Raw genomic sequence first — 13359 nt, forward strand, 5'->3', positions numbered from 1 at the left:
AAATATGTCACAAATAAACGAAAGCACAATTAAAACTCCAGGGGTTTATGTGAATGAAATTCCATCCTTTCCGCCATCTATTGCTCAGGTGGCCACTGCGGTTCCGGTATTTATCGGGTATACGCAGGATGCAACAAAAAATGGCAAAAGCGTGGTTAACCAGGCTGTACGCATTTCATCACTGGTACAGTATGTACAGTATTTTGGGGCCGATTTTCCAAACCTTACAGCCAATGTTGCGCTCAAGACCGACAATAGCGTTGATACGGTAACCATATCGCCAAGGTACCAGTTGTACAACGCCGTACGGATGTTTTATAATAACGGCGGTATTAACTGTTATATCATTTCGGTTGGAAAATATAACAGCAACGGTTCGGTGAGCATCACTGATTTTATCGAATCGGGAAAGATCAAAAGTTTTGAGGTTTTACGTAAGGAGGACGAACCTACGCTGATCGTTATCCCAGATGCTATTTTGTTTGGCGCCAGTGATTTTAATAACCTGGCTACAACCTCCCTTAAAGCATGTGCCGACCTGCAGGACAGGTTTGTGATACTGGATGTGCTTAACGGCGACAAGGAGCGGACGTTTGATAATGCCGACGTGATAACCGTGTTCAGGAATGGCATTGGGTCGGCCAATTTAAACTATGGGGCCGCTTATTATCCGTGGTTGCGTTCAAGCTTATCGTACGGTTTTTCGTATCAGAACATCAAGCTGCAAAAACCCGCCGGTACCAACGTTGCCACAAATACAATCATAACCAATAATGTTTTTGTAACCCAGATTGACAAGGCAATAAGCGATTTAAAAAACCATGTTAACCCATTTATAAAAACGCCCAACTTTGCCGCCCCGTTCAATGTTGCCCCTTATAACACCGTGCCGCTCACTGATGCATATGCTTTAATACCCGCAACAAATAACAAGCCCGAGCTACAGCTGCGCTTTGGGTACATTAAAGATATATTGCTGGGTTTTATAGCTTTAAACGCTACATTGACAGATGCTGACCCAAGCCATATTTATGGTGGGCGTACAACAAAAGACATCCATACAGGCTATATCAGGGCCGGGGCTACCGCTGCGGATATATCACCTATGGACCAACTGATACGTGAGCTGATCCTGTTGGATGACAGTTTCCCCGGAGGAGCTGTAGGCACAGCCACAGCGGGTGGCTTTGCTACTTATCCAAATGCAGCGATAGCCGCCGATGCTACCGTATACGGCACACCTGCACCTGCAGACGATGCCGCGGCTGTAAAATACATCAGGCCCCGCGTAAATAACCTGTACTCAAGCGTCATCAATTCCATATCGGCTTTTATAAACGAAGTGAATTTACGCCTGGCAAATCTTGAGATCCAGTTAAATGATTCAAGCGCGGTGTATAACAACATTACATTAGCCATTAAAAACCAGGGTATTGTAGTACCGCCAAGTGGCGCTATGGCCGGCATTTATGCCTCTGTTGACGGCACCCGCGGTGTTTGGAAGGCCCCTGCCAATGTGAGTGTTAATACCGTGGTTGAGCCATTGGTAAATATTGACGACAATATGCAGGAAGACCTGAACATTGATACCGACTCAGGCAAGTCAGTTAACGCCATACGTGCCTTTACCGGCAAAGGCGTATTGGTTTGGGGTGCTCGCACATTGGATGGCAACAGTAACGATTTCAGGTATATATCTGTGCGCCGCTTTTACATTATGGTTGAGGAATCGGTTAAAAAAGCCGCTATGCAATTTGTATTTGAGCCAAATGACGGCAATACCTGGGTACGTGTGCGCGCCATGATTGAGAATTACCTCACCAACCTGTGGCGCCTTGGCGCTTTGGCGGGCCCAAAACCCGAACAGGCATTTTATGTAAAAGTTGGCCTGGGCCAAACCATGACGTTTGATGATATACTTAATGGCAAAATGATCATTGAGATAGGCATGGCGCCTGTGCGTCCGGCCGAGTTTATCATCCTGCGCTTTTCACAGATCCAGCAACAAGCTTAATTATTTATTAAAAATTCATTATCAACCTAAAAATCAAATATTATGGCTAATTACCCACTTCCGAAATTCCATTTTAGTGTTGACTGGGGCGGCACACGCATCGGTTTCACTGACGTAAGCGGACTTGATATAACAAATGACGTAATTGAATACCGTGACGGTGCAAGCCCCGAATATCATAAAATAAAGATGCCCGGGCAGCGCAAGTTCAGCAACATTACTTTAAAGCGCGGTATTTTTAAATCAGACAATGAGTTTTACAATTGGTTCAACACCATCAACATGAATACTGTTGAAAGGCGCGATATTACCATAAGCCTGCTTGATGAAACGCTGGCACCGGTGGTTGTATGGAAAGTTAAAAACGCCTGGCCAACCAAAGTTACCTCAACCGATTTAAAGGCCGATGGTAACGACGTGGCCCTTGAAACGCTTGAACTGGCTCATGAAGGCTTAACCATGCAAAACGAATAGTCATGTTTGATTATCCTTTTACCGGGTTCCATTTCCTGGTGGTGTTTGAGATATTTCCGCAGGTACCTAATGATTTCCGCTTTCAGGATGTTACAGGCCTTACGGTTGATGTTGACCTTGACACTTACAAGGAAGGAGGCGAAAACCGCTTTGTTCACCGCCTGCCCGGACGCAACAGATATTCAGACCTGGTTTTAAAACGTGGAATGACACCGGTATCAGGAGTAACCGCATGGTGCCTTGACAGTATTGAGAACTTTAACTACCAGCCTACCAATATGCTGATATCGCTTTTAAATGAAGATCATTTACCGGTATCGTCCTGGTACATAGCCAACGCTATCCCCATTAAATACAGCATATCAGAATTTAATGCAGAGCAGGGGCAGATAGTTATTGAATCCATGACCCTGCGGTACGAATATTATAAAACGCTGAACCTATCGGCAGCGGTAGGAGCCGCGGTAGGGGCCGTAGCCGATCTGCTGGGCGGCGGCGCCAGCGCGAGTGCCAGCATTTCTGTAGGATGATCAACATGGTTAAACCGGTAGTTTAAATAATTAAACCAATGCCAGTAGAGATACGCGAACTGCAAATTACAACAACAGTGCATGAGGGGGCAGGAAACTCCCCGTCATCATCGCCTGCCCCGGCCGTTGCAAGTGACGATATTATTGCCAAATGCGTGGAACAGGTACTTGAAATTTTAAAAGAAAAAACTGAACGCTGATGAGTTTGGGTGAATTAAAAAAGATGAAGCTGGTAGCCTATACGGATATCAGTTTTGGTACCAAAGCCGAAGGATTGGAATATGATGTGCTGATAAACCCTGAATCATACGCCCTTACCTACGGAACTGAGGTGAACCAGCAAAGCGCGCAGGGCTCAAGCGAAAGTATAACATCGTTCAGCAAGCGGTCGCCGCAATCATTGAGCTTTAAATTTCTGTTTGATGGTACCGGCGTAATAAAAAGAGGCGGCGGCGGGCTGCTATCAGGCTTGGCTGTACCGGGTTTGCCGGCAGATAAGCCGGACGTGGTTCAGGATTTTGAAAAGTTTAAAAGCGTGGTGTACAATTTTGATGGCACAACGCACCAGCCACGTTATGTACAGCTACAGTGGGGGCCGCTGCTTTACAATTGCCAGATGACGCGGATGACGCTCACCTTTAAATTGTTTAATCCCGATGGTTCGCCATTACGCGCCGAGGCTGATTGTACCTTCCAGGGCGTAATTGACGAAACCAAGCTGGCAGCCATTGAAAACCGGCAGTCGCCTGATCTGACGCATATACGAACGGTAATAAAAGGCGATACCCTGCCGCTGATGTGCTACAAAGAATACGGCGATAGTAAGTATTACTACCAGGTAGCGCAATACAACGGCCTGTCGGATTTTAAAAGGTTAGTAGCCGGAACTAAAATTATTTTTCCACCAATTGCAAAATAGATCATGTCATTAAGCCAAACATTACCCGGAACACAAAATACCGACCTGGTTACTTTCACCATAAAAGTAAACGGCAATGTATTGGAGGCATCGTACCAGGTGGCTTCAATGAATTTCAGCAAGGAGATAAACCGCATCCCCACAGCCAAACTGGTTATATATGATGGCGACGCCGCAGCACAGGATTTTGCAATAAGTAATGAACCCACGCTGGTTCCCGGGGCCGAAATTGAAATAGCCGCAGGTTACCATGCCGATGAACAACCACTTTTTAATGGTATTATTTTAAGGCATAGTCTTAAAATACGGGGCAATGGCTCGCCGGTATTGATATTGGATTGCCGCGATAAAGCGGTAAAAATGACCGTAGCCCGCAAAAACAAATACTTTTATGATGTTAAAGACAGTGATGCTGTTACAGAGATCATTGGTGCTTACGGGCTTGACAGCGATATTGAAGATACCAGCGCGCAGCTGGAATCCATTGTTCAGTATGATAGTACCGATTGGGATTTTATGGTATCGCGGATGGAAGCCAACGGAAAGCTTTGCGTGGTTGATAATGCGAAAATAACCATAAAAAAACCAGATTTTAGTTCAGAAACCGTGCTCGACGCCCTATTTGGCGCAACCATACTGGAGTTTGATGCCGACCTTGACGCCCGTAACCAATATCAAAGCCTTACTGCCAAAACCTGGGATTATACCAACCAGGAAATTGCTACCGCGAGTGCCGCTGAGCCCGGCTTTGAAGAGAATGGCAACATTTCAAGCAGTGACCTGGGCAATGTGCTTGGGGTAACGGAGTATGACCTGTACACGGGCGAAGATATTACAGCTGACGAGCTACAAAGTTTGGCCGACAGCCGTTTGCAAAAAGCGCGTATGTCGCGCTGCCGCGGGAGGGTTCGCTTTCGTGGGTATGGCGGCCAGCTGAATCCCGGCGACCTCATTAATATAGGCGGTGTGGGCGATCGTTTTAACGGAAAAGTGTTTGTTTCGGGTGTAAGGCATGAAATTGTGAACGGGAACTGGACAACCGATGTACAGTTTGGCTTGTCAAATGAATTATTTGCCCGCCAGCCCGATGTAAGTTCGGCTCCGGCAGCAGATATGCTGCCCGCCATACAGGGTCTGCAGATAGGTGTAGTTACTGATCTGGAAAATGACCCCGACAGCCAGGACCGCATCAGGGTAAGGTTGCCAATTATTGATGCCGGCGAAGACGGAATATGGACCCGTGTTGCCTGTTTGGATGCCGGTGATAACCGGGGCACTTTTTTTCGCCCCGAAATTGGCGATGAGGTTGTGGTAGGCTTCCTGAATAACGACCCGCGGCACCCCTTGGTACTGGGCATGCTCAACAGCAGCACAAAGCCGGCTCCCCTAAAAGCCGCCAATAAAAACGATGAAAAGGGGTACACCTCACGCAGCGGGATGAAAATGATATTTAACGATGATGAAAAATCATTAAAAATTGAAACACCCGCGGGCAAAAAGGTAACCATCAGCGAGAAAGATGGATATATCCAGCTGGAAGATGAGAACAGCAACAAGGTTACTATGGATTCATCGGCCATAAGTTTGGAGAGTGGTGCCAATATCAAACTAAAGGCAACCGGCGACCTGACCATTGAAGCGGTAAATATTTCGCTCAGTCCATCCTCAAGTTTTTCGGTAAGTGCCGGCGGCGCATCTATAAAAGCCGACAGTGGCAGCGCCTCATTATCGGCGCCATCTGTAAAAGTTGAGGGCTCAGGTACCGCAACCATAAAGGGCGGTGTAGTAATGATCAACTAATGTAATTTATTGATCAAAACGAGCAGTTTTTATGTTAAAAAAGCTCTTATTGATCACAAAGTCAACCATAAAACAACAAAAAATGCCTTTTGCAGCACGAGTTTCAGATATGCACGTTTGCCCGATGTTTAACGGACCGGTTCCACATGTAGGCGGACCTGTACTGCCACCGGGTAGCCCGACGGTATTAATAGGAGGGCTGCCCGCGGCCTGTGTGGGCGATATGTGTACCTGTGCAGGTCCGCCTGATTCTATTGCAAATGGCTCATCTACAGTACTTATAGGTGGTAAGCCGGCCGCACGTATGGGCGACCCTACAGTGCATGGCGGTTCAATAATAATAGGATGTCCAACGGTAATTATAGGAGGTTAATATGTCTGATTCATTTTTAGGAACGGGGTGGAGTTTTCCGCCGGCATTTGACACCGTTGCAAATACGGTGATCATGACAAGCGATGAGGCTGATATTCAGCTTAGTTTGCAAATACTACTGGCCACACGCAAGGGTGAACGGGTTATGGTGCCTGATTATGGCTGTAATCTTGACGAGATGCTTTTTGAGCCGATGACCACCACCTTTAAAACCTATATACGCGAAATGATCAAAACGGCCATACTTTACTATGAGCCCCGCATTGATCTGAGCTCAATACAGGTTGACGACAGCCGCGAAACAGAAGGCGTGATCCTGATCATCCTTAACTACACCGTTCGCACTACAAATTCAAGGTTCAATTTTGTATATCCTTACTATAAAAACGAAGGAACAGAAATACACTAATGGCAAATAATTGTTTCGATACCAAGCTTTTATCCTATAATGGCACCAGCCAGGCGCAGCGTGCATTGGATGCTTTACTGGCAAAATGTGCCCTGGTAGATGAGCGAACCCCTGCTGATCTGATCCTGCTCACAAAAAAATATAGCTCGTGGCTTAATTATTATGATAATACCAATACCGTAAATGGCGATTGGCAACAGCTCATGAGCAAAGATCTAGCGGTAATCATTGCCTCTGTGGCCGAATGGAAAACGGATGCCTACGCACCATTTATTAAGTATTTAAACGATAAAATTATAACCGCGGCCAATGACACAGATACCAAAAACAACTTTAAAATACTTTTTGACTTTATTTTTTCTGTTACCGTAGCTCTTGATGATGCCTATGAGCATTTAACCGACAATATAAGCTACAAAACCTTTTTGGCGGTTTCTATTTCGTCAAAGGTGGCAGTTCCATTGAGCTTACTACATCAATATTATGAAAAATTTGTTGTTGCCGGGCTTATTGACGCAAACTCAACGCTTATTGATACTTCAACACCGGTTGACAAAATTACTTTGTCGCAAAATTTTCAAATTGTTGCACTGAATGAACCTTTTACGGTTAATCCGCCTGTTACGGCGTTTCCAATTACTTTAAGTGGAACGGTGCATGATGATATTAACCATATTCTTACGCACAATTTATTTACCGGTGCTTTACAGTCATTTATAGCGGCTATAGTGAATATAGTAAGTCGTACCCCGGCTTACCTGGCCGAAACATTGGATGATTATCCAACTCATACGCCGCACTATGCATTATACCTTGCATTTTTAAAACTGTTTGGCTTTGCGCAACAGCATTTAAACCAATACACTAAAAAACACCTGGATTTTTATTATAAACAAGTTTTGCAGCTGAGCAATAATGTTGCTGAGGCCGATTTCGTGCACCTTGTTTTCGAGCTGCAAAAAAATATTGACCAGCATTTATTGCCAAAAGGGACTTCATTTAAGGCCGGGAAAGACGCTAACAATAAGGACTTGTTTTATTCTCTTACCGACGATCTCGTAGTGCAAAAGGCCAGTGTGCAGGCTTTAAAATCCATATATCTTAATAAAGATATTGCTCCAACAACATTATATGCCTCACCAATTGCTAATTCAGAAGACGGCCAAGGGGCAAAGCTATTAAGTACTGATAGTTCCTGGTTCCCGTTTGGCAATCCCAAAAATATCAAACCCGCTGCTGTGGGTTTTGCCATAGCATCAAATGTGTTGTACTTGAATGAAGGTGAACGCACTGTAACACTGACTTTTACTTGTGACAATTTAACAAATATAACCGCAGCCGATCTTTCCGGAATATTCAGTATTCAATTAACCGGTAAAAAAAACTGGTATACCGCGCCCGCCTATACAGCTATAGTAATTGATAATAACACCTTTTCATTATCTGTGATCTTACAGGGCGATGCACCAGCTATAGTTCCGTATTCTGCAAAGCTGCATGGCGGTAACTTTGAGGTTGCGCTGCCTATGGTGCAAGTATTGCTCAATGATTATAAAACCTACCAAAAAATAAAAATTCCCAAATTAACTCAGGTAACAGTCGCCGTAAGTGTTAACGCGGTTAAAAATCTGATCCTGCAAAATGATGATGGTAAAATTAACCCCGCCAAACCGTTTAAACCATTTGGTGATTTTCCGGAAGCGGGGGCTTCATTCATTATTGGCAGTAAAGAAATTTTTCAAAAAAACCTCACTAAATTAACTATCGACCTTGATTGGCAGCAAGTCCCTATATCCACATCCCAGGCAAATATATTTTCATTGGCTAAGGGTGACTGGGCAGCTGTTTATGATAAGGGAAGTATATATGCATCAAGCATTGTGATCACTGATTCTAAAATTGAATCATTTGATTTTCAAATAGCTGAAGGATTTATCTCAAGTGATAATTTAACAATCTCAAATGAATTTGCGGCAGACAACACTTTAATGCTTGCCGCTGATAGCGTAGTTGAAGAAAACTTGTTACAGGCTGAAAACCTTCAGTTCGAAAATATTTTCGCAGATGATCTGTCATTGAGCCTAAATGATGTGATACAGGGTATTATATCAACCGGTATATGGCATATTGATCCGCCGGCGGAAGTGGATATCAGCGGGTTGGAAAATATTGTACAATCCCCTCAGGATTTTACAGCCAATGAGGATTATACGATTACCGCTGTGGACGGCTATTTAAAGTTTGAGTTAATAGGGAATGATTATAGCCTGAGCACATTTTTGAGTAAAATACCTAAGCCATCTGTCAAGGTAAACAGTACTAATGGGGTGGTTACCAGTTATACTGTTGATACCGCCGATATGCCGGTTCCCAATCACCCTGTTCTCAAGTCTATCAACATAACTTACTCGGCTCAGGACACCGTGACCTTTAATAAAGCCGGCTTTAATGACCGCAGCAATTTCTTTTATCACCTGGAACCTTTTGGATTTCGAGAAATGCACCCGGGTGTTACAACTGATGCGCTTACTTTAATGCCCGTATTTGATCTGGAAGATGGGATAGTTACAGATGATGGGGGCGAACTATGGATTGGTTTGGGTAATGCTAAAGCCGACGAAACCTTCTCGATGCTGTTTCAACTGTCTGATGGTAGCGCTAACCCATTAAAAAATATGACGCAGGTAGCCTGGTATTATTTAAGCAATAATAACTGGCTGTTATTTAAAAAACAATCCATAACAGATCAAACCAATAACCTGACCCGATCAGGCCTTGTAATTGTTAATGTACCTGCCGACGCTACATCAGATAACACCCGCGCTGATAACGGGCTTATATGGATAAAAGCAGTTGTTCAGCATGATACCGATGCCATATGTAATTTAATTGCTGTTGATACCAACGCAGCCAAAGCACAATTTACGCAGGATATTGCCCAAAATATTGTATTTACTAAGGCATTACCGCCAAATACAATCAGTAAACCCGCCGTAGCAGATGCCGCATTAAAAAAAACACTGCAACCCTATACCTCATTTGACGGCCGCGTGCAGGAAACTGATGATCAGTTTTATCAGCGTGTTAGCGAAAGATTACGCCATAAACACCGTGCTATTACTGCCTGGGACTACGAACGTTTGATATTGCAGTATTTCCCTCAAATTTTCAAGGTAAAATGTATTGAACATACCGGTTTTTTAATAGATGAAAATACCAATCAACAAAAATACAGCGAAACGCTGGCCGGGCACGTTATGGCTATCACTATTCCTGATCTTACGCATTTAAACACGGCCAATCCATTGAGGCCTTACACCAGCATCGGGTTATTAACCGAAATAGAGAAGTACGTAAAAACACTCACATCACCCTTTGTTAAACTGCATTTATGCAACCCGCAGTTTGAGGAAGTTCAGTTTGATTTTAGTGTCACATTCCATGAAAATATCGATCCCACTTATTTCAGTAACCAGCTAAGCAATGAAATTGAGCAATTTTTAACACCATGGGCTTTTGGTAACCCGCAGGCAATTCAGTTTGGCAATACCATCGAAAAATCTGTGGTATTAAACTTTATTGAAGAAAGGCCCTATGTTGATTTTGTAACCTGTTTTAAGATGAACCACATTATCCTTCGTGAAGGACAAATTGTTAAACAGGCGCTCTATAATATAGAGGAAGCTGTGGCAAGCACTGCCCGATCGATCTTAGTATCATATTATAACGAAGAAACAAAGGTAAAACACCTGATTAATTCACCAGCTAACTGTGATTGTAATGGATAAGCCAAAAGTAATAAAAAAAGATCCGGGCCTTATTGCCGACCAGGATTACGCTTTTCTGAGAGAGGCTGGCCTGAGTTACATTGAAAAATTAAGTGGCAAAATATGGACCGACTATAACGAGCATGATCCTGGTATAACCATTTTAGAAGCACTTTGCTATGCCATTACTGAATTAGGCTACAGGACTGATTTGCCCATGGAAGACCTGCTTACCGATGCCAATGGAAAAATAGCCGCTTCACAAACATTATTTACCGCTAAAAACATTCTTACTCAATCGCCACTCACCGTTAATGATTATCGTAAACTATTGATAGATATAGTAGGGGTACACAATGCCTGGTTTTTATACGATGATTTTTATACCGTAGGTAAAAAAGGTATTCCAGCTGGTGAAATTGCCCTATTTGCTGATTGTAAACTGGATGCGCTATCATACAAGCAAACGCCCCATCCTGTTTATTTATCGGGTTTGTATAAGGTATTATTAGACCTGGATTTCGATCAGCAATTTGGTGACATGAACAACGGCGAATTGCAGGTTTTAAATCCCTCTTCAAGTAAATTCAAAGGCGGCGATGTCAGCTTATCAGTCATTTTTCCGGTATGGAACGATGCCAAAGTAGCCTCTTTGTTAGCCGCTGATCCTGATTCGGCTACCGCAATAAGCACCAGCTTTCCTGCAGGTAATAACATCACTATTAAAATTGATTTTAGTTATACAATAGGCGGGGCCAGTGCTTCAGCTTCACTTACCGGCATTATTGATATTGATCTGCAACCATCGGGAAAGCAGGTAACGGCAAGCGATATTCAGGATTTTTTTGGCGCCAATTTTACAGCACAGGTATTAAACTTATACCTGTTAAAGATCCAGCGCTCAAAACACATTGTCCAGACCGCTATCCGCACATTGAACGAAAACCGTAACCTGTGTGAGGATTTTGTGACCGTTACCACAATAAAAGACGAAGAAATAGCTATTTGCTGCGATATAGAGGTTTCGCCATCGGCTGATATGGAACAAATACAAGCTAAAGTATTTTATGCCATTGAAGAATACCTGAACCCATCTGTAAATTTTTACCTGTTGGGCGAATTGCAGGACAAGGGTTATACCACTGATACCATATTTGAAGGCCCTGTTTTGCAACATGGGTTTATTGATACCGCCGAACTGGAACAAACCCAGCTACGCCAGGAAATATACGCCTCAGATATCATTAGCTTGATCATGGATATTGATGGGGTACTGGCAGCGCGCAATTTTTTAATGACAAAATATGGGGCTGATGATAAACCTGTTGCAGGCCAAACCGCAAGGAGCTGGTGTATGCCGGTTACAACCGGATGCAAACCTGTGTTTTCAGAAACCAAGTCAAAACTACTGTTCTACAAAAATCAATTTCCGTATTTGCCAGCCCTCGCCGAAGTTCGTGATACCTTAAAATGGCTGCGAGCGGTAAAGGCTCGTAACAAGCTTTCGGGGCATACCGATGATCTGGCCGTTCCAACCGGTAAATATTCGCCGCTGGAGAATTATACCTCGATAGAATATCTTTTTCCCCAAACATACGGTATTGGCGCGGCAGGACTACCATCAACAGTAAGTGACGAACGAAAAGCGCAGGCCAGGCAATTACAGGCTTATTTGTTGTTATTTGACCAGCTACTTGCCGATTTCTTTTCGCAGTTAAGCGGCGCCAGGGAATTATTTTCAACTGATAACATCGTTCAAACCTATTATGCTCAGTTTTTGGGCGATATCAAAAACATTCAACCAATTTATAAACAAGACGGCTCATTAAAAACTATTAACCAGTTGGTTATGCAAAATCAGGATTCAACGGCTTCTCCGGTGAACGACTGGCAAAAATTGTATGAGTCAAATGATGTTTTCTCAGACCGCCGCAATCGCTTTCTTGATCATTTGATGAGCAGGTTTGGCGAATCGTTTAATGAATATGTTTTACTAAATTATTCACTCGATTATACAACCCAACAAGAAACACATATAACCCCTGCCAACCTGATAGATAGTAAGATCTCATTTTTAAAAGACTATCCTTCCATCAGCTACCAAAGAGGCCGGGCGTTTAATTATTTCCCTCAAAACTACTTTCCGCCTAATCCTGATTTTACGGTTGACGTTAGTAAATTATGGGATACCGATAATGTTTCGGGTTTGGAAAAAAAGCTTTGCCATTTGGGAGGTATAAACAACTACTATCGCCGCTTTTTGTACTGTATAGGTAATGCTACTATTATAACCACAGCCGATACTCCGGTTAAATATAAGTTTGTATTCAGTAATCAGCATGGAGGTACACTTACCTCTGTAAAGGCCTATGCCACACAGGATGAACTTAACAATGAGTTGCCTTCATTTATGGATAGGGTATTGGCCGGTCAAAGTTACAGGGTTAGGGCAACAGGCGTTAACTGGAATATTTATATTACAGATGATGAAGACAATAAACTGGCTATAAGCAACGATTTTACATCAGAACAGGAAGCAAATATTGCGCTGGCACAATTCATAACCGAATTCAATACGGAATGTGATGCTGATGGGCTTCACCTTATTGAGCATCTTTTACTGAGGCCGCGTAACAACCAGTTTAACTTTCCGCCTGTGTGTTTGGATCCCAATTGCGATTTCTGCGGCGAGCAAGACCCTTATTCTTTCAAAATGTCAATTGTATTGCCCTACTGGCCTGTCCATTTTCGCAGTATGGCTTTCAGAAATTATTTTGAGGATATCATCAGGCAGGAAGTACCTGCTCACACCATGGTAAAGGTTTGCTGGATAAATGATCAGTCGCTTTTTGATTTTGAAAACGCTTATAAAGCCTGGATAACGGCTTTGGCAAATTATTCATTCGATAAAACAACTATAGCTAATCTGCTAACGGCAAATAACACCATGGTGCAGCTGCTGTTTAATTTACATAGTGAATACCCGGTAGCCACTTTGCACGATTGTGACGAAAGCAAGGATACCAACCCGGTAATGCTGGGTAAAACCATTTTAGGATCTTTAAAAAAATGA

At 43.3% G+C, this 13359-nt stretch carries 10 protein-coding genes; all 10 read left to right on the forward strand.

Translation table 11 applies throughout. The features are described from left to right. Positions 1–4 precede the first annotated feature (4 nt). From J2W55_RS15550 to J2W55_RS15595, 10 genes are read left to right on the forward strand one after another with little or no spacing between them, the layout of a single operon-like run. Positions 5–2014, forward strand: coding sequence for a phage tail sheath C-terminal domain-containing protein (locus J2W55_RS15550; RefSeq protein WP_310097398.1), 2010 nt, complete (start codon positions 5–7; stop codon positions 2012–2014). Between the two features lie 42 nt (positions 2015–2056). Next, the gene (locus tag J2W55_RS15555) at positions 2057–2488 is read left to right on the forward strand and encodes a phage tail protein (protein WP_310097400.1); all 432 of its coding nucleotides are present in this window, start codon (positions 2057–2059) and stop codon (positions 2486–2488) included. Positions 2489–2490: 2 nt separating this feature from the next. Continuing rightward, positions 2491–3018: a phage tail protein gene (locus J2W55_RS15560; RefSeq protein ID WP_310097403.1), complete on the forward strand. Its 528-nt coding sequence runs from the start codon at positions 2491–2493 to the stop codon at positions 3016–3018. Between the two features lie 38 nt (positions 3019–3056). Beyond that, entirely contained in the window at positions 3057–3218 is a 162-nt protein-coding gene (locus J2W55_RS15565) for a DUF5908 family protein (protein ID WP_310097406.1), read from the forward strand. Continuing rightward, positions 3218–3937, forward strand: a complete 720-nt coding sequence (locus J2W55_RS15570; protein ID WP_310097409.1) for a CIS tube protein — start codon at positions 3218–3220, stop codon at positions 3935–3937. Before J2W55_RS15565 ends, J2W55_RS15570 begins: the two co-directional genes overlap by 1 nt. Positions 3938–3940: 3 nt before the next feature. Next, complete coding sequence (gene vgrG / locus J2W55_RS15575; protein WP_310097411.1) at positions 3941–5737, forward strand: type VI secretion system tip protein VgrG; 1797 nt, start codon at positions 3941–3943, stop codon at positions 5735–5737. A gap of 31 nt (positions 5738–5768) precedes the next feature. Further along, on the forward strand, positions 5769–6110 hold the full coding sequence (locus tag J2W55_RS15580; RefSeq protein ID WP_310097412.1) for a PAAR domain-containing contractile injection system baseplate protein: 342 nt from the start codon (positions 5769–5771) through the stop codon (positions 6108–6110). 1 nt (position 6111) lies between these two features. After that, positions 6112–6519, forward strand: coding sequence for a gp25 family contractile injection system sheath assembly initiator (locus J2W55_RS15585; protein WP_310097414.1), 408 nt, complete (start codon positions 6112–6114; stop codon positions 6517–6519). Then, positions 6519–10307 (forward strand): baseplate J/gp47 family protein, encoded by a 3789-nt coding sequence (locus J2W55_RS15590; protein WP_310097416.1) that lies wholly within the window; start codon positions 6519–6521, stop codon positions 10305–10307. Before J2W55_RS15585 ends, J2W55_RS15590 begins: the two co-directional genes overlap by 1 nt. Beyond that, entirely contained in the window at positions 10300–13359 is a 3060-nt protein-coding gene (locus J2W55_RS15595) for a contractile injection system baseplate wedge protein (RefSeq protein WP_310097418.1), read from the forward strand. The genes J2W55_RS15590 and J2W55_RS15595 overlap by 8 nt, the downstream gene beginning before the upstream one ends.

The organism is Mucilaginibacter pocheonensis, assembly GCF_031456535.1.
Classification (GTDB): Bacteria; Bacteroidota; Bacteroidia; order Sphingobacteriales; family Sphingobacteriaceae; genus Mucilaginibacter; species Mucilaginibacter pocheonensis.

Excerpts from the sequence above, each read along its gene's own strand:
- J2W55_RS15560 (WP_310097403.1), top strand. The coding sequence starts at position 2,491 with ATGTTTGATTATCCTTTTACCGGGTTCCATTTCCTGGTGGTGTTTGAG.
- J2W55_RS15555 (WP_310097400.1), top strand. The coding sequence starts at position 2,057 with ATGGCTAATTACCCACTTCCGAAATTCCATTTTAGTGTTGACTGGGGC.
- vgrG (WP_310097411.1), top strand. The coding sequence starts at position 3,941 with ATGTCATTAAGCCAAACATTACCCGGAACACAAAATACCGACCTGGTT.
- J2W55_RS15595 (WP_310097418.1), top strand. The coding sequence starts at position 10,300 with ATGGATAAGCCAAAAGTAATAAAAAAAGATCCGGGCCTTATTGCCGAC.
- J2W55_RS15550 (WP_310097398.1), top strand. The coding sequence starts at position 5 with ATGTCACAAATAAACGAAAGCACAATTAAAACTCCAGGGGTTTATGTG.
- J2W55_RS15585 (WP_310097414.1), top strand. The coding sequence starts at position 6,112 with ATGTCTGATTCATTTTTAGGAACGGGGTGGAGTTTTCCGCCGGCATTT.
- J2W55_RS15570 (WP_310097409.1), top strand. The coding sequence starts at position 3,218 with ATGAGTTTGGGTGAATTAAAAAAGATGAAGCTGGTAGCCTATACGGAT.
- J2W55_RS15580 (WP_310097412.1), top strand. The coding sequence starts at position 5,769 with ATGTTAAAAAAGCTCTTATTGATCACAAAGTCAACCATAAAACAACAA.
- J2W55_RS15565 (WP_310097406.1), top strand. The coding sequence starts at position 3,057 with ATGCCAGTAGAGATACGCGAACTGCAAATTACAACAACAGTGCATGAG.
- J2W55_RS15590 (WP_310097416.1), top strand. The coding sequence starts at position 6,519 with ATGGCAAATAATTGTTTCGATACCAAGCTTTTATCCTATAATGGCACC.